At 69.7% G+C, this 16,100-nt stretch carries 20 protein-coding genes and 1 pseudogene; 10 read left to right on the top strand and 11 right to left on the bottom strand.

All coding sequences use genetic code 11. The features are described from left to right. Positions 1-32: 32 nt before the first annotated feature. From F3T56_RS10925 to F3T56_RS10915, 3 genes are all read left to right on the top strand, one after another. Positions 33-1,208: an NADH:flavin oxidoreductase gene (locus F3T56_RS10925; protein ID WP_149824655.1), complete on the top strand. Its 1,176-nt coding sequence runs from the start codon at positions 33-35 to the stop codon at positions 1,206-1,208. A 128-nt stretch (positions 1,209-1,336) separates the two neighbouring features. Then, positions 1,337-2,872, top strand: a complete 1,536-nt coding sequence (locus F3T56_RS10920; protein WP_149824654.1) for a carboxylesterase/lipase family protein — start codon at positions 1,337-1,339, stop codon at positions 2,870-2,872. Positions 2,873-3,010: 138 nt separating this feature from the next. Further along, the gene (locus F3T56_RS10915) at positions 3,011-4,507 is read left to right on the top strand and encodes a subtype B tannase (protein ID WP_149824653.1); all 1,497 of its coding nucleotides are present in this window, start codon (positions 3,011-3,013) and stop codon (positions 4,505-4,507) included. Positions 4,508-4,552: 45 nt separating this feature from the next. Here F3T56_RS10915 and F3T56_RS10910 read toward each other — a convergent pair whose 3' ends face one another. From F3T56_RS10910 to F3T56_RS10900, 3 genes are all read right to left on the bottom strand, one after another. Continuing rightward, positions 4,553-5,077 carry a DinB family protein gene (locus F3T56_RS10910; protein ID WP_149824652.1) on the bottom strand — a complete coding sequence of 175 codons (525 nt, stop codon included), beginning with the start codon at positions 5,075-5,077 and terminating at the stop codon, positions 4,553-4,555. 72 nt (positions 5,078-5,149) lie between these two features. Then, positions 5,150-5,431 (bottom strand): DUF397 domain-containing protein, encoded by a 282-nt coding sequence (locus F3T56_RS10905; protein WP_149824651.1) that lies wholly within the window; start codon positions 5,429-5,431, stop codon positions 5,150-5,152. Then, on the bottom strand, positions 5,415-6,254 hold the full coding sequence (locus tag F3T56_RS10900; RefSeq protein WP_149824650.1) for a helix-turn-helix domain-containing protein: 840 nt from the start codon (positions 6,252-6,254) through the stop codon (positions 5,415-5,417). Before F3T56_RS10900 ends, F3T56_RS10905 begins: the two co-directional genes overlap by 17 nt. Before the next feature lie 113 nt (positions 6,255-6,367). Between F3T56_RS10900 and F3T56_RS10895 the strand changes: the two genes are divergently transcribed. From F3T56_RS10895 to F3T56_RS10880, 4 genes are all read left to right on the top strand, one after another. Beyond that, the gene (locus F3T56_RS10895) at positions 6,368-6,610 is read left to right on the top strand and encodes a hypothetical protein (RefSeq protein ID WP_149824649.1); all 243 of its coding nucleotides are present in this window, start codon (positions 6,368-6,370) and stop codon (positions 6,608-6,610) included. Then, complete coding sequence (locus F3T56_RS10890) at positions 6,607-6,819, top strand: hypothetical protein (RefSeq protein ID WP_149824648.1); 213 nt, start codon at positions 6,607-6,609, stop codon at positions 6,817-6,819. Before F3T56_RS10895 ends, F3T56_RS10890 begins: the two co-directional genes overlap by 4 nt. 81 nt (positions 6,820-6,900) lie before the next feature. Then, a complete protein-coding gene (locus F3T56_RS10885) occupies positions 6,901-7,107 on the top strand; it encodes a type II toxin-antitoxin system VapB family antitoxin (RefSeq protein WP_149824647.1) in 207 nt (68 codons plus the stop codon). Continuing rightward, positions 7,098-7,517, top strand: coding sequence for a PIN domain nuclease (locus F3T56_RS10880; RefSeq protein WP_149824646.1), 420 nt, complete (start codon positions 7,098-7,100; stop codon positions 7,515-7,517). Before F3T56_RS10885 ends, F3T56_RS10880 begins: the two co-directional genes overlap by 10 nt. A gap of 12 nt (positions 7,518-7,529) precedes the next feature. On the opposite strand, the gene F3T56_RS10875 is transcribed toward F3T56_RS10880, so the two are convergent. The 4 genes from F3T56_RS10875 to F3T56_RS10860 form a co-directional block, all read right to left on the bottom strand. Continuing rightward, positions 7,530-8,144, bottom strand: coding sequence for a hypothetical protein (locus tag F3T56_RS10875; protein WP_149824645.1), 615 nt, complete (start codon positions 8,142-8,144; stop codon positions 7,530-7,532). 83 nt (positions 8,145-8,227) lie between these two features. Further along, a complete protein-coding gene (locus tag F3T56_RS10870; RefSeq protein ID WP_216372955.1) occupies positions 8,228-8,521 on the bottom strand; it encodes a hypothetical protein in 294 nt (97 codons plus the stop codon). Between the two features lie 37 nt (positions 8,522-8,558). Then, positions 8,559-9,509, bottom strand: coding sequence for an N-acetylmuramic acid 6-phosphate etherase (gene murQ, locus F3T56_RS10865; RefSeq protein ID WP_149824644.1), 951 nt, complete (start codon positions 9,507-9,509; stop codon positions 8,559-8,561). 116 nt (positions 9,510-9,625) lie between these two features. Beyond that, a complete protein-coding gene (locus F3T56_RS10860) occupies positions 9,626-10,576 on the bottom strand; it encodes a MurR/RpiR family transcriptional regulator (protein ID WP_425473557.1) in 951 nt (316 codons plus the stop codon). Positions 10,577-10,632: 56 nt separating this feature from the next. Here F3T56_RS10860 and F3T56_RS10855 point away from each other — a divergent pair, with 56 nt between their 5' ends. From F3T56_RS10855 to F3T56_RS10845, 3 genes are all read left to right on the top strand, one after another. Then, positions 10,633-10,995 (top strand): hypothetical protein, encoded by a 363-nt coding sequence (locus F3T56_RS10855; RefSeq protein ID WP_149824643.1) that lies wholly within the window; start codon positions 10,633-10,635, stop codon positions 10,993-10,995. Continuing rightward, positions 10,992-11,258: a DUF4031 domain-containing protein gene (locus F3T56_RS10850; protein ID WP_149824642.1), complete on the top strand. Its 267-nt coding sequence runs from the start codon at positions 10,992-10,994 to the stop codon at positions 11,256-11,258. The genes F3T56_RS10855 and F3T56_RS10850 overlap by 4 nt, the downstream gene beginning before the upstream one ends. A 130-nt stretch (positions 11,259-11,388) precedes the next feature. Then, on the top strand, positions 11,389-11,961 hold the full coding sequence (locus F3T56_RS10845; protein WP_246203557.1) for a peptide deformylase: 573 nt from the start codon (positions 11,389-11,391) through the stop codon (positions 11,959-11,961). A 75-nt stretch (positions 11,962-12,036) separates the two neighbouring features. Here F3T56_RS10845 and F3T56_RS10840 read toward each other — a convergent pair. The 4 genes and pseudogenes from F3T56_RS10840 to F3T56_RS10810 form a co-directional block, all read right to left on the bottom strand. Beyond that, positions 12,037-12,273: pseudogene (locus tag F3T56_RS10840) on the bottom strand (PIN domain-containing protein); the annotation flags it as partial. Then, the gene (locus F3T56_RS10835; protein ID WP_246203556.1) at positions 12,270-12,485 is read right to left on the bottom strand and encodes a type II toxin-antitoxin system VapB family antitoxin; all 216 of its coding nucleotides are present in this window, start codon (positions 12,483-12,485) and stop codon (positions 12,270-12,272) included. The gene F3T56_RS10835 and the pseudogene F3T56_RS10840, both read right to left, overlap by 4 nt. Before the next feature lie 688 nt (positions 12,486-13,173). Beyond that, complete coding sequence (locus F3T56_RS10825) at positions 13,174-14,181, bottom strand: amidohydrolase family protein (RefSeq protein WP_246203555.1); 1,008 nt, start codon at positions 14,179-14,181, stop codon at positions 13,174-13,176. Positions 14,182-15,393: 1,212 nt separating this feature from the next. Continuing rightward, complete coding sequence (locus F3T56_RS10810) at positions 15,394-16,011, bottom strand: flavodoxin family protein (RefSeq protein WP_149824640.1); 618 nt, start codon at positions 16,009-16,011, stop codon at positions 15,394-15,396. Between the last annotated feature and the right edge of the window lie 89 nt (positions 16,012-16,100).

The following is a 16,100-nucleotide window of genomic DNA, read 5'->3' as shown; positions in this document are numbered from 1 at the left end:
ACCGGACAGAGCGGTTGGCGCACAGGAATTCCATGCATGTGCAAATACCGTCAGCCCAGTCCCCTGCTTCGAGGAGCCCCCACGTGACCACCGCCCCCTCCGCCTCCCGCGCCGCCGAGATCCTCTCCCGGCCCCTCACCATCAACGGGCTGACCGTCCCCAATCGCATCGCGATGGCGCCGATGACGCGGATGTTCTCGCCGGGTGGGGTGCCCGGGGCGGATGTGGCGTCGTACTACGGGCGGCGCGCCGCCGCGAAGGTCGGCCTGCTCATCACCGAGGGGACGTATGTCGGGCATGAGTCGGCCGGGCAGAGCGACAGCGTGCCGCGGTTCCACGGGGAGGAGCAGCTGGCCGGGTGGGGGAAGGTCGCCGAGGCCGTGCACGCTGCCGGGGGGACGATCGTGCCGCAGTTGTGGCACATCGGGATGGTGCGGAAGCAGGGGGAGCCGCCGTTCGCGGAGGCTCCGGCCGTCGGGCCGTCCGGGGTGCGTCTCGACGGCACCGAGGGCGAGGGCAAGGCCATGAGCCGCAGTGATCTCGACGACGTCATCGGTGCCTTCGCCGAGGCCGCTGCCGCCGCCGAGCGCATCGGCTTCGACGGGGTGGAGCTGCATGGCGCCCACGGCTACCTCATCGACCAGTTCCTGTGGGCCGGCACCAACCGCCGTACGGATGCCTACGGTGGTGACGCGGTCGCGCGTACGAAGTTCGCGGCGGAGATCGTCGCCGCCGTGCGGGAGGCCGTGTCGCCCGAGTTCCCGGTCGTCTTCCGGTACTCGCAGTGGAAGTCGGACAACTTCGACGCCCGGCTCGCCGAGACGCCGGAGGAGCTGGAGGCCATCCTCAGCCCGCTGGCCGCCGCCGGTGTCGACGCCTTCCACGCCTCCACGCGCCGCTACTGGCTCCCCGAGTTCGAGGGCTCCGACCTCAACCTCGCGGGCTGGACGAAGAAGCTCACCGGCAAGCAGGCCATCACCGTCGGCTCGGTCGGCCTCGACGGCGAGTTCCTCAAGGCCTTCGTCGGTGAGGGGGCCCAGCTCCGCGGGCTCGACGACCTCCTCGACCGGCTGGAGCGCGAGGAGTTCGACCTCGTCGCCGTCGGCCGCGCGCTGCTCCAGGACCCCGAGTGGGCGGCGAAGGTCCTCGACGGCCGCTTCGACGAGCTGAAGGACTACGACGCGGCGTCCCTGCGCTCGCTGAGCTGAGCCGTGAGTTCCGGGCCTCGGGGCTGGAGTTGGACGGGCTCACCCGACCCCCGGGGCTGTTGGTTGACTTAGGCAAGCTCATTGGGTTTGAGTGGGCGGCAGTCCTGCTTCCCAGTGAGGAGTCGACGATGACGGCAGCCGGTGATCTTGTCGTGCGTACCGTGGGCGGTGCGGTGCGTGGGCGTGATGAGGGTGGGCTCGGGGTGTTCCGGGGGATCCCGTTCGCCGAACCGCCCGTGGGGGAGGCGCGGTTCGGGGCGCCTCGGCCCGTGCGGGAGTGGGAGGGGGTGCGGGAGGCGTACGACTTCGGGCCGCCGCCCCCGCAGGAGTCCGGGTTTGAGGGGCGTACCGGCACACTCGACGCGCCCACGGGCGACGACTGGCTGACCGTGAACGTGTGGACGCCCGACGTGGATCCGGACGCCCGGCGGCCGGTGATGGTGTGGATCTACGGCGGCGCCTACAAGCTGGGGCACTCCGGCAGCCCCGGTTACGACGCCCAGCACCTAGCGCGCGCCGGGGATCTGGTCGTCGTCACCTTCAACTACCGGGTGGGGATCGAGGGGTTCTCCCGTATCGAGGGAGCGCCCGCGAACCGGGGGCTGCTCGATCAGGTCGCCGCGCTGGAGTGGGTGCGGGACAACATCGCGGCGTTCGGCGGGGACCCCGGGCAGGTCACGGTCTTCGGGGAGTCGGCGGGGGCGGGGTGCATCGCCTCGCTGCTGGCCATGCCGAGCGCGCGGGGCCTGTTCCGGCGGGCGGTCGCGCAGAGCGTGCCCGGGACGTACTTCTCCGACGAACTCGCCCGGGACATCGCGGGCGAGATCGCCAAGGAGGTCGGTCTCCCGGCGACCGCCGCCGCGCTGGCCGACGTCGACCCGCGTCAACTCACCGCCGCGGGCGAGGCGTTGGGGGCCAAGATGCGGAAGTACGAGGACAGGTGGGGCCAGGCGGCGCCCACCGTCACGCCCTTCGCGCCTGTCGTCGACGGCGAGGTGCTGCCGTGCACCCCCTGGCAGGCGCTCGCGGCGGGCGTGGCCCGCGACGTGGAGCTGATCGTCGGACACAACCGCGACGAGTTCCGGCTGTTCCTCGCCCTCGGCGGCATGCTCGGCAAGCTCGGCGAGGAGCAGGACGCGTGGGCGCTGCGGATGTTCGCGCCGGGCCCGGACGGCGAAGCGGCCTACCGCGCGGCCTTCCCGGACGCCGCACCGGGCGCGCTGTTCGAACGCGTACAGACGGACTGGCTGTTCGGCATGCCGTCCCTCCATCTGGCCGAGGCGCAGATCGCGGGCGGCGGCCGGGCACACATGTACGAGCTGACCTGGCCGGCGCCGGGTTACGGCGGCAGGCTCGGCGCCTGTCACGGCCTGGACATCCCGCTGCTCTTCGGCACGTACGACGCGGACCTCGGCAACCTGCTGTTCGCGGGCAGCGGTGTCCCGCCGGAGGCGAAGGCGCTGACCGACCGCCTCCAGTCGGCGTGGACGGCGTTCGCGCGGACCGGGGAACCGGGCTGGGCGGCGTACGACGGGGAGCGTCGGCTGACGCAGGTTCTGGACGTGGAGCCGGAGGTGAGGGCGTACCCGGACGAGGCGTCGCGGAGGATCTGGGAGGGGTACGAGTTCGAGGCGATGCCGCTGCGCTCGGCTCCCCTCGCCTGACGTCCCGTGACCTCCGGCTCATGAACCCCTTCCTTAGATTCTCGCCAAAATCGCTGACAATCTTGTGGGCAATCGGTGGATTGTGCTGCACTTCCCCCTGTCCGAACGAGCCGTGAAGACAGAAGACAGGAGACGGAAGTGCAGCGCAGAACCGTGGTCAAGGGACTCAGTGCGGCCGCCGCCGCGGTACCGGCGGTCGGGTTTGCCTCCAGCGCGCGGGCCGCGAGCAGAGTTTCCGCCGCCGACGCCCTGGTCTTCGACCCGTCCGCCTACACCGAGCAGACGGTCACCATCACCGACGCCACCGGCACCGCCCACGAGGTCGTCTACCGCTTCTACAAGGTCGCCTCGTACGTCGCGAACCCGGTCGACGCCGCGTACCAGTCGCTGAACGTCTGCGTCCCCGTGAAGATCGACGGCACGGCGGTGGACGCGAGTGGCGCGCCCATCCTCCTCGCCAACGCCGTCGGCGGTTACATGCCGTCGTCCGTCGCCGCCAAGACCGGCATCACCGCCACCGGCATGGGCGGCGCGACCACCCGCCAGGCGCTCGCGCTGGCCGCCGGGTACGTGGTCGTGGAGCCGGGGGCGCGGGGTCGTACGCTCGTCGACGCGAGCGGCGTGTACTACGGTGTCGCGCCTGCCGCGATCGTCGACCTCAAGGCCGCCGTCCGCTACCTGAAGTCCAACAAGGGCCGCGTGCCGGGGAATGTGAACCGCATCGTGTCGTCCGGCGTCAGCGCGGGTGGCGCGCTGTCGTCGCTGCTGGGCGCGTCCGGCGACAGCCCGCTGTACGAGCCGTATCTGGAGGCGATCGGCGCGGCCGACGCGAGTGACGGCATCTTCGCCGTCGGGGCCTGGTGTCCGATCACCGACCTCGAACACTCCGACATGGCGTACGAGTGGTGCTGGGGCGGCAACAAGCTGGCGAGCGGGGCCCTCGCCGACCAGGCGCTCTCGGCGGAGCTGAAGACCGCGTACGCCGACCATGTGGCCTCGCTGGGCCTGCGGGCGAAGGGGTACGGCAGGCTCACCGCGCGCAACCTCGACGACTATCTGCTGCGTACCTTCATGGAGCCGTCGGCGACGAAGTACCTGGCCGGTCTGTCGGACTCGGCCCGCTCGGCGTACCTCGCGGCCAATCCCTTCATCACCTGGTCCGGCGGGAAGGCGAGCTTCACCTGGGCGGACTTCCTCACACATGTCGGGGCGCGGAGGAAGAGCGTTCCGTCCTTCGACACGTTCGACATGGCCAGCCCCGAGAACAACCTCTTCGGTACGGGCACGACCCGGGCCCGCCACTTCACCCTCTGGAGCCTCCGCAAGCAGAACGGCGACAGCGCCCGCCTCGACGAGGACATCCCCGAGAAGCTCGCCCTCATGAACTCCATGTATCACCTCGTCGACAAGGTCAACTCCAAGCGCACCAAACACTGGTGGATCCGCCTCGGCACGAACGACACGGACACGTCCCACACGATCGCCGGCAACCTGCACGCCCGGCTCGTGCAGTTGGGGGATGACGTCAACACGTCGTACTACTGGGACGCGGGGCATGGGGCGGATCAGGATCCGGGGGACTTCGTGAGGTGGATCGGTGAGGTGTCGGGTTACCGGAGCAAGGTGAGGCAGTAGGGAGAGTGATGCCGGGCCCACGATGTTCGTGGGCCCGGCATCGCGTCAGCCCATGCTCTTCGCGCCGTCCAGGGACTCGCGGATGATGTCGGCGTGGCCGGCGTGCTGGGCGGTCTCGCCTGCGATGTGCATCAGCACCCTTCGGGCCGACCAGTGTGCGTCCCCATCGAACCACGGGGCCTTGGGCAGCGGGTGGGCGGCGTTCAGGTCGGGCAGGGCGGCGACCAGTTCGTCGGTCCGGCGGGCCACCTCGTCGTACTCCGCCAGTACGCCGGCCAGCGTTTCGCCGGGCTGCATCCGGAACGCGGCGGCGTACTCGGCCTGGTCGGCCTCGGTCATGGCGGTGAAGTCGGGCATCGCGGATGGGCCGTTCAGGATGAAGGCCACCCAGCTCCGTTCCACCGACGTGACGTGTTTGATCAGGCCGCCCAGGCAGAGTTCGCTGGCGGTGGTCCGGCGTCCGGCCTCCTCGTCTGTGAGGTCGCGGGTGGTGAAGCGGAGGAAGTGCCGCTGGTTGGCCAGCACCTCAAGCAGGTCGGCGCGCTCGGTGTCGTTCGTGGTCGCGTTCATGGTCTCGGCCTCCGTGGATTGTTGTTCTTGTTCCGGTTCCATCGGTCGAGACCACGCTAGGAGGCAATTAGGTCAGATCCTGTCCGCTTGCCTCGGGTACTTCAGGTTCTCGACGAACGCCGACCATGCCGCCGCCCGGAACACGAGCTTCGGGCCGAGGGGGTTCTTGGAGTCGCGGACGGGGAGGTGGGTGGGGTGGCCGTCTGCGACTTCGAGGCAGTTGTCGCCACCGCCGCCGCTGTACGTCGACTTGCGCCAGCGGGCGACTTCCAAGCAGTCGCCGCCGCTGCCGCCGCTGTAGCTGGACTTGAACCAGACGGTGGCGGTCGGGCAGGGATCAGGGATGTTCCTCATGGGTGTAATCCTGGGCCAACGCTTCGAGCAGGGCCAGAGAGTTCTCCGGCGGGAGTGCGGAGGCCGCGAGGAGTTCGTAGGTGAGTCTCATCTGGGCGACGGTGGCTGGGTCGTCCTCCAGCCGTCCCGTGCGCACCCCTTCGAGGTAGACCAGTGGAGCGGCGTCCTCGAAGTCCATCAGCTTCAGGGAGCCCTGCATCGCAGTGTGTGCTCCGGCGCCGAACGGCAGTACCTGCACGATGACTCGCCTTCGGCGGCCCAGGTTCGCGACGTGGCGCAGGGCCCCGGCCATCACTGCGGGGCCGCCCGTCACTCGTCGTAGTGCGGCTTCGTCAAGTACCGCCCACACCATCGGCCTTGTTGAATCGTCGAGCAGGCGGGTTCGTGCCATCCGGCCCTCCACCCACGCGTCGATGGTTTTCTCCGGAGCCGTTGGCTCGTATGCCACGTTCACGGCCCGCGCGTACGCGGGTGTCTGGAGCAGCCCTGGGATCAACATGGGCGCGTACTCCCTGATTGCCACGGCGAGCGCCTCCGCTTCCGCCGCCTCAGCGAAGTGCTCCGGGTACTTGGACTTGGCCGCTGCCTTGCAGTTGCGCGAGAAGAAGTCACCCGTACCCAGGGCTTGGTCGATGAGAAGGGCGATATCCCGTGTCATGCGGCGCGTGGCCTGTTCCAACTGGCCCACGAACGAACCGCTCACGAAGAGCCGTTGACCCAGTTCCTCTTGGCTGAGGCCTGCCCGTTCTCTGGCGTGGCGCAGCTCCGCTCCCAGCATCGCGCGTGGAGACGACGACGGGTCGAGATCCTTCGGTCCTGGCATGGCCACAACTCCCTGTCCAGCAGCGTCGATGTTGGGGCGTCGTATCTGGCCAGGCTAGACACCTATCGGCCACGCTGTGTGGCGAATCGGAAACTCTGCGTGGAGGGAGCGGCATGAAGAACAGAGCGGCGGCGAACGGGCGGCGGCGGATCGGCGGGCGGCTGGGGTCGACCGAGGAGGTCGTGGAGCGGCTCGATCAGGCGTTGCGCGGGGTGGGGATCATCCTGCCGTCGTTGCGGGTCGACCCGCTGACGGGGGCCAGCGAACTCCCGGACGCGCTTGTGGACTTGGGCCGCTGCAACATCCAGGTCGCGTCGCGGCTCGCCGACGTACTGCGCAAGGCGGCGGAGACGTGACCGGGCGGCTGCGGTCGTACGCCGTGGACGTACGCAACGGGCGGCTCGGTGAGGTGATGGGGCAGGAGGGCGGTTACGTGCAGCTGCGGCCCGTCGGTGGCGGGCGGGAGTGGGACTGTCCGCCGGAGTCGGTGCGGGAAGCGGCGACGGGGGAGGTGCTGCGGGAGCGGGTGCGACAGGTCAACGAGGCGGGGCGGCTGCCGGGCTGAGCCTCGCTGGCTCTGCTTTGTGTTACTCCTGGGTGAAGTCAGGCATACTGATGCAAGGAAATCGTATGCCTGGAGGTGGCTGTGTCGCGCACCATGATCGACCTCGATGACGCACTCGTGGCCGAGGCCGCCGAGATACTGGGCACCTCGACCAAGCGGGCCACGGTGAACGGTGCGCTTGCCGAATTCGTGGCGGCGGCGAAGCGGCGGCGCTTTGTGGAACTACTGGAAGAAGGGGTGCTCGACGACCTGGCGGACGCCGAGGTGATGGCGGGGGCATGGCGGTAGAGCGATTCCTGGTCGACAAGAGTGCGTGGGAGCGTTTCAAGCATCCTTCGGTGAAGGCCCGGTTGTGGCCGCTCGTCGACAGAGGTTTGGTCGCCACGTGCGCGGTGATGGATCTGGAGATCCTTTACAGCACTCGGAACGGAGCGGACCACGCCCGTATCAAGATGGTGCGCGAAGGCTTCGACTGGTTGCCGATGACCGATGAGATCGGGGTTCGCGCGGTGGAGGTGCAGGGGTTGTTCGCCGCCAAGGGGCAGCATCGTCGTACGTCCGTCGCGGACCTGCTGATCGCGGCCACGGCCGAGCGGCACGGCGTGACTGTGTTGCACTACGACGCGGACTACGACGGGATCGCGGACATCACCGGCCAGCCCATGGAGTGGGTCGTGGAGCGTGGTTCCGTGCCGTGAGCCGCGGCCCACTCACAGGTTCCCCATCGGCTCGATGTCCACCCGTACCGGCTCACCCCAGACCCGTAGGACCTCGTAGTCCGTGAACTCGTGGACCAGGCGGTACGAGATCGCGGGGCGGGGGCCGCGGCGTTGGGCGGTGAGGTAGAGCTCGGCTTCGCGGCGGTCTCGGCGGGGGGTGCCGCAGAGCTGCCAGACCTGGCCGTTCCAGGACTCCGGGAGCCAGCGCTGCTGGGGCTGGGGGCGGTCGTCCCGTACGCCGTAGCGGGACGGGGTCGGGGCGGCGGGGCCGGTGGGGCGATGGGGGTCCCCCCGCTCGAGCGAAGTCGAGAGTGGGGGAGGGCCGTAGCTGTCGTTGAGCTCGGTGCGGCGGGCGGCGCGGCGGCGGGTCTCGCAGAGCAGGCAGCGGTCGGGGGCCTCCTCGTCGACCGGGCCGTTCGGGTGCTCGTCGCAGCGCGTTGTCGGGGCGGCCGTCGTGACCGTCTCGTCCAGCAGCTCCAAGGCGCGCTTGATGTCCGCCTTGACCTCGTGCAACCGGGCGTCCGGGGTCTCGGCGGTCAGGGCCTCGCCGTGCTCCCCGAGGACGCGCAGGGCTCGGCCGAGGGCGGTGAGCTGGGCGTGATTCACGGCGTGCGGCTCCGTTTCGTATTCGATGTTCCTCACCAGCACCGGTATCCCCACACTCGCACACGCCACTGACATCGCCGGCTTCAGCGGTCCCACACCTCGCGGTACGGCACGTCCGGCAGGTATGTGTGCCACTGGGCCGGTGTCAGGTCGGCGTCGCCGGTGCGGGTGCAGATTCGGGTGACGGCCTGGGTGGGGGCGATGGTGTAGTGCTGGAGCGGGGCGTGGGGGCCGGACGCGTGGACGGTGGTGCTGTCGGGGCTGAAAGCCAGTGAGGTGATGGCGTCGCCGGGGGTGGTCAGTGGGCCGCCGAGGGGCTGCTGGGTGGCGATGTCCCAGAGTTGGAGTGTGCCGGTGTCGCCGCTTGTCAGTCCCACGGCGGGGCCGGGACAGCATTACTGTCCCGGCTCCGCCTTACGGTCTCGCCGCCGCCAGCGCCGCGCGCAGGTGGCCCTCGTTCTCCGTGAGGAGGCGGGTGGCCGTCGGGGCGTCCACTCCGCTGAGGATGGTCAGGATGGCGTTCTTCACCTCGCCGTTCGACCCGGTGAGGGCCGTCTCGATCTCGTCGTCGGCCGCGCCGGTGGCGAGGGCGACGATGCGGTGGGAACGGGCGCGGAGCTTGTCGTTGGAGGCGCGTACGTCGACCATCAGGTTCCCGTACGTCTTGCCGAGGCGGATCATCGTGATCGTCGACAGCATGTTGAGGACGAGTTTCTGTGCTGTGCCTGCCTTCAGCCGGGTCGAGCCGGTCACCAGTTCGGGGCCCACGACGATCTCGATGCCGTGGTCGGCGGCCGCCGCGAGCGCGCTGGCCGCGTTGCAGGAGAGGCCGACCGTCAGGGCTCCGTGGGCGCGGGCGTGCTGCACCGCGCCGATCGCGTACGGCGTACGGCCGGAGGCGGAGACGCCGACCACCGTGTCCTCGGGGGTGAGGGTGAGCGCGTCGAGGTCGGTCCGGGCCAGTTCCGCCGAGTCCTCCGCGCCCTCGATCGACGTCACCACCGCCTCCCGGCCGCCCGCGATCAGTCCCACGACCTGGGAAGGGGCCGTGTTGAACGTCGGCGGGCACTCGGACGCGTCCAGCACACCGAGCCGGCCCGCCGTACCCGCGCCCGCGTAGATCAGCCGGCCGCCCCGGGACATCCGCTCCGCGATCGCGTCGATCGCCGCCGCGATCAGCGGGAGCTGCGCCGCCACCGCCGTCGGCACGGTCGCGTCCTCGCCGTTCATCAGCTTCGCGATGTCGAGGGTGGGGAGCCGGTCGATGTCGGCGAGCTCGGGACGGAAGGCCTCGGTCGTCAACATCTCCAACTCGGCACGGACGGCGAGGTGGTTGGGGGAGGCGTCGGAGGGGAGGGAAGCCATGGGGCGACTCATTTCCGTACGGTGCGAACAACGCCCTGTCTTCAGGGGCGCGGGGCTCTGTCGATGTGCGGCTCCGCCGCGTGGGCGCGACCAGCCACACACGGCCCGCAGCCGACCTACCGCGAAGGCCCCCCACTCCGGTGTCGATGTGCCAGGGCCTCGTACGACGCCGAAAGCGCCGGCGCCGCCGACTCGTACGTCCGTTGCATCACCCCGATGAACAGGCAGTCCACCACCAGCAGTTGACTCGTCCGGGACGACATCGCGGCCGGCCGCAGCTCGCTCTCCCGGGCCGTGGACGTGGTCAGGACGTGGTCGGCGTACTGGGACACCGGCCCGTCCGGCCGACCGGTGATCGCGACCGTCGTCGCCCCGTGGTCGAAGGCGACCCGCAGCGGTTCGATGACGTCGCCCGTCGAACCGGAGTGGGTGATCGCTATCGCCACGTCCTTCGCGCGGAGCTGCACCGCGTTGGTGACGGCGAGGTGCGGGTCGCTGTGCGCCTGGGCCAGCAGCCCTATGCGGAGCAGCTTCTGCGTGAGGTCCTGGGCGACAAGGCCGGACGCCCCCACGCCGTAGACGTCTATCCGGCGGGCCCCGACGAGCGCGCCGACCGCCGCGCCGAGCTGGACCATGTCCAGTCCGGCGGCCGTGTCCGCGAGGGTCTGCTGTTCGTCGTACGCGAGCTTGGCGACGACATCGGGGAGCGGGTCGTCGACCGCGATGTCGGCCGTGACCGAGGGCGCGCGGCCCGACTGCTGCTGGGCGGCGAGGCCGGCGAGGGCGAGGCGGAGATCGCGGTAGCCGGGGTAGCCGAGGAGGCGGGCGGTGCGCACGACCGTCGCCTCGCTGGTGCCGGTGAGCTCGGCGAGACCGGTGACCGTGAGCGCCGCGCAGCCCGCCGGGTCGCCCGCGACCGCCTCCGCGACCCGCTGCATGGAACGGGTCATGGAAGGCGCCAGCGTACGCACCTTCGCCGCGAGCGCGGCCGGGGCGGGTGGGGAGTTCACGGTCTGTCCCGGGGTGGGCGCGGTCGGTGCGGAAATTTCCTTCACGTCATCGCTCACATGATGAAAGATATTTTCTGTTCGGCCGTATGGTCAAGGTTGCGCACAATGGACACATGAGTCTCAGCCCCCTTGAGCAGGCGCTGCACGCGGCCCGCGCGCTCGTGCTCGCCGATCTGGTCGCGGGCGAGGTCGCCGAGGCGGACGTCGTCTCGATGGTCGAGGAATCCGTCGTCCAGCGTCGCTGGTGGGTGGAGCAGTGGCCGGACGGCGCGGCGTACGTCGCCGGGCTCGTCGCACAGGACGTCCAGGACGCGCTGCTGGAGTGCTACGGCCGCTGGCCGCTCTGCCCGGTCTGCGGCGCCGGCGACCCACACGCCCTCGACGTCGAACCGGAACTCGGCCCCGATCCGCAGTGGGTGTGCCACAAGGCGGGCGTGCGGGTCGCGGCGCTGGGGTCGCTGGGGAGCGCCACGTGACGCTCTACATCGACCCGCCCACCTGGCCGGGGCACGGGCGCATGTGGTCGCACCTCGTCAGCGACATCTCCTTCGACGAACTGCACGCGTTCGCACGGCGATTGGGCGTCCCCGAGCGCGCCTTCGAACGCGACCACTACGACATCCCCTCCCACCGTTACGCGGAGGTCGTACAGGCCGGAGCGGTGGAGGTCGGCCCGAAGGAGCTGCTGCGGAGGCTGGTGGAGGCGGGGCTGCGGAGGCCGAAGGGGCGCCCGGCGTAAGCGCCGTATCGCCGTACCGCTGTACGGGCCTTATCTGCAGCTGTCAAGCATCTGTGCAGGTAGGCGCCGTGGGCCAGTATCAGGGACATGAGGCACGTGGCTTCTCGGAAGCTAAGTAAGGAGCATGCCGGTGACCACTCCGTTCGCCGCGAGCAGCACCATGAAGTCCATCGGGATCGTGCAAGAAGGCGATCCCGTGCTCACCCAGCCGGCACGGTCCTTCGACCTTCCCCGGGAGGCGCAGGCTGCGCGGGAGGTCGTGGCTGCGCTCCATGCGGCGGCTGATCGTGCTGCAAAGGTGCACACCTTCAGCAAGGGCATGGGGGTGGCCGCGCCCCAGGTCGGCATTGCGCGGCGTGTAGCCATTGTCCGGCCCCTCGATGGGGACGCGATCGTTCTCTTGAACCCGACCGTGGTTGATGCGTCGACCGAAGTCGATGAGCAGTATGAAGGCTGTCTGTCCTTCTTCGATGTTCGCGGGAAGGTTCCCCGCCCACGCGCTCTGCGGGTTGAGTATCAGGACTTCGATGGACAGGCCCGGATGACGACCTTCACTGACGGGCTTGCCCGGCTGGTAGCGCATGAACTCGACCATCTGGATGGCGTGTTGTACGTGGCACGGATGACCCCTGGCGCCGAGGTGATCACGGTTGCGGAGTACAAGGGGACCGGCCAGGGCTGGCAGTACGGAGAGGGCCAGTAGGCGCAGGCTGGCGAGGAGACACCCCGGCTCGATCCTGCTGACGGTGGTCCGCTGGGGTGAGTAATGGCGTGGTCAGCTCCGTGAGGCCAGCCGGTCGTCGATGGGCACCCAGCCGAAGAGCAGGCGCAGATCCTCGATGCCCTGGGTGCGGTCGGCGGCGGAGCGTGCGTTGTAGAAGAACTCCAGCTCGGTGATGGGGCAGGTGGCGATGAGCCCGGCTGCCGCTGCCTGGTCCCATCCGTACTGCTCGGCGTCGCCGCGCAGCAGACGGGCGAGCGCGCTGGTGTCGATCAGGAATTGCGCGGCGTTCACCGGCGGTAGTTCCCCTTGTCCTCGAAGAGGTCCAGCTCAAAGGCTCCCTCTTCGGCCGCCGCCCGCAGTCGGGTGAGCGCCAGGGCGCGCCGCCGGTTCTCCAGCACTTCGCGCAGGGCCGTGTTGACCGTCTCCTTCTTGGTGCTGCTTGATGGCCCTGTGAAGGTAGGTTCGCACCGCTGTTTACCGTTGTTGTCCGGTCTTACGGGCACGCTGTGGGCACGGCACCGACATGCGGGAGCAAACAGTGGTCGAGTGGGCCCCTCCCGGGCTCGGGGCACCTCGACTCGCTGGGCGATGAGTTGTGCTCGTGCGACTGCAAACGTCGATGACGTCCCGCATGACGTCTCACGCCGTCGTCGGCCCGGGATGGTGTGCCCAGAGGCTCGGGGGACGAGGCACGTGGCGGCGAGTCCTGCAACTCGCTGAACTTGTCCGAGGAGGAACCATAGGGGGCACTCCTGGAGGGGACCCCTCGTGCAGTCGCCCGGTCTCCGGTGCCCGACAGGTGGGCGGGACATGGCGGCCGAGGCGAACCACCAAGAACGCATGCGCATACGGAATCGAGACCGCCCTGCATTTTCAACTTCAAGGCGGCAGGTCAGGCCGGGGCATGCCCGTCGTGGTCCGAGCGCCAGTAGCCACCAGTGCGGCCCGTCGGCCTGGCACTCGGCAGGAGACACGTGATTACCATGCCGGAAAGTGAGAGCCGCTGGTGTCGCAGCAGTGGTTGAGACAGCATGCGGCGCATGGACTGGATGCCTCTGCTCTCCACGCTGACAGGTGCCGCTATCGGCATCGCCGCCACGCTGATTGCCGATCGCAACAGGTGGCGGCGCGAGGAAGCACGACACGCTCTGGAAGTGCGGCGCGCTGTGTACACCGAGTACTCCTCCGCCCTCAAAGACGCGGGGGAAGAGATACGGGCTGTCGCTCTGGGCGATCACATGTCCGAGCCGGCGCGCGATGCAGCGGTGCGCGAAGCCTTCCGTCCGCTTCGGCGGCCACGGCGGTCGCGGACCGCAGTCCAAACCCCACGACGTCCTGCCCTATGCACTGCCCCAGCTCGCCCAGCTGGGGATGCCGACCCTTGATGTAGGGCTCGATGCCGGCGTCGGTGCCAGCGACGACCCGGGCACCCGAGGCGATGACCTTGCCCACGAGGTCTTGCATGGCCTCGATACGGGCGGCCACGGCCGGAGGCGGCGGCGACCCCGGAACCATGCCCAGCGTGAGGCTGATGACGATTCCTCGCCGCACGACCTCGTCCAGCAGCTCGGGGCGCAGGCCGACGCCCTCGGCGGTGAAGAAGGCGAAGTGCTCGATGGTGTCGAAGCCCGCGTCTATCACGTCTCCGATCGCCTCGGCGGCGTGGACGTGGGCGGCCGCGGCGAGCCCGAGCCGGTGCGCTTCTGCGACGACCAGCCGCAGGTCGGACCGGCCGTACTGCTGCTGCAGCGGACTGGAGCTGGGCGTCAAGTTGCCGCCGCTGGCCATCACCCTCACCACGTCGGCTCCTTCGGTCTCACCGCCGAGGAAGTGGCAGTGGCCGCCGCGCGTGGTGATCGGCGGGCCTGCCGCGACGATCTCCGGCCGCTCGGTGGGCGGCACCAGGTCCCGCAGCTCCAGGGTGAGGTAGTCGCGGTCGCCCAGATCCCGGACGGTCGTGATGCCGGCCCGCAACGCGGTCGCCGCGGAGGCGCGCGCGGTCTCCAGCACGGTGTCGCGGTCGCCGGCCGCCACGTGCGCCACGGCGTCTGTGCCGGCGTCCCAGCACAGGTGTACGTGCGCGTCGACCAGCCCGGGAAGCAGCCACCCGTCCTGCCCGAAGTCCGTGACCGTCGCGTGCTGTGGCGGTGGGGCTCCGGTGAAGTCCACGTCACGGATCACGCCGTCCTCGACGAGCACCGTGCCGGATCGCTTGATTTCTGCGCCGTTGAAGACGTGCCCTGCCCGTAGCGCCTGAAGTGCTGTGCATAACTGTCAGCTCCAAGAGGAAGTGTCGTGCGGTGAATTCGCTTGATCGCCGCGTCGATCGGCTGGATCAAGGTCATCGGTGTGCGGTGAGGGAAGTGCCAGGCCCGCACGGCCAGCCTCGCCAGCAAAGCCCTGCCCCCGAAGCCGTGCAGGACTGGTCACGCGTCTGAAGGCGGCGTGTGCCACCGGCCTCGGCTCATGACGGGCCACCACGCCCGACGGGAGCCTGTCGGTGGCACGCCATGTCTTCAGCGCCGCCCATGTGCCTTCTCGGCGTCGCAGGACCGTGCGGTCTCAGACAACGTCGGTCGCGGAACAGCTGCGTCTGGCGGCCGCCCGGTGTGCTGTCCGGCTCTCGGCCCGCACGTCGCTGTACGCGCCGCGCCCATGCCGGGACGGGCTGTTGTCCGTCCCGCGGTCCGGCGGTGCTTGAACCGACGTGACCGCGCCACCGGTTCGGCGAATCCGGTGCGGATCACCTGGGCGTGGAACGTCTCGGGATGTCTCCTGCGGCAGTCGTGCTGTCGGAACCCGAAAGGGCGGGACACGTTCGTTCGGCGGCCCGGGTGTGGAAGAGCCGGCTGGTGTGGGCGGCGGGCCGGGGGCCGGCTCGGGGATACCTGGGCCGGGCTTCGTGAAGGAATGGCCCGTATGACCGACGGCCTCGGCGGCGGCAGCCGCCGCGACCACCACCACGAGCAGGGCCACGAGAACCGGCAAGCGTTGCGTGAGGCGCCACCAGCACGCAGCAGTTTCGCGTGGGGGAACACAGCGTCGTACTCCTTGACATGGTGTGAGCTGCGGACCGCAGGATGGGCTCTGTTGCGTCCGGGGCGTTCGACGGTCTCGCTCATCAGGTCGATGAGCGTGGTGCCGCCGGCGATGTAACGGCCGCCCCGGCGTTCGGCGTCGAGCGCGCCCCGCATGTCGGAGACTCTGGTGTAGGAGAGGCAGCCCACGCCGGACATGATCTGCCCCGGGGTGCAGAAGCCGCGCTGGAGCCCTTCTTCGAGCTGGGCAGGCCGAGATGCTCGCGCAACAGGTCGAGCAGCGAGGTCCGGTTGTCGACGGTGACGCCGTACAGCTTTCCGTTGACAACCGGCGAGACGCGGCTGCCGGGCGGCGCTTCGGCCGCGCCCGAGGTCAGGCGGCGGGTTCCGTGTCGGATCCGGCTCGTGTGTAACCCTCTGGGAAGCGGGCGAGCGGCGGCTCCTGTGCGAAGAACGTCTTCGCGCGCGCCAGTACCTCCGTGTCCTTCAGGACATCGCCAGGCGCGGTGCCGTTGCCGCGCAGGACCCCGCCGAAGCGCATCTTCATGAACGCGGCCCAGTTGTTGATGGTGCTGACCAGCGGATCGGCGAGCCACGGCAGGTCGCCCGCGGAGGTGGTGACGCCCCACAGGGTGCGTCCGGCCACGGCCGTCCTGAAGTCGAGGCCGGGGGTCTCCATCCAGGAAGTCCAGGTGTCCAGGTAGCGCTTGGTGTGGGAGGACAGCGAGTACCAGTACACGGGCGAAGCGATCACGATGTCGGTCGCGGCGAGGGTGGCGTCAAGGAGCAGTGCGAGATTGCCCTGCTCGGGCCGGTTCGGGTACCCCTCGCCGTGCCGCAGGTCGTCGAAATCGGGGAGCGGATGCTCGGCGAGCGAGATCCACTGCTGCTCGATGTCACCGGGCAACTGCGCGGCGGCCCGGCGGGCGAGCAACTCGGTGTTCCCGTCGCTGCGGTGGCTGCCGAGGAGGAAGAGGAAACGGCGGGTCAAGGCGGGCTCCTAAAGTCGAATGAAGTAGGTCGTGTGCGTACGACACAGGCGCAGGGGAGCTGCCGTCGGCCGGCGTCAGCCGGAACTGG

The sequence above is a fragment of the Streptomyces tailanensis genome (genome assembly GCF_008386495.1).
Classification (GTDB): Bacteria; Actinomycetota; Actinomycetes; order Streptomycetales; family Streptomycetaceae; genus Streptomyces; species Streptomyces tailanensis.
The sequence above is the reverse complement of the archived record's forward strand: the minus strand, read 5'-3'. Positions and strand labels throughout refer to the sequence as shown.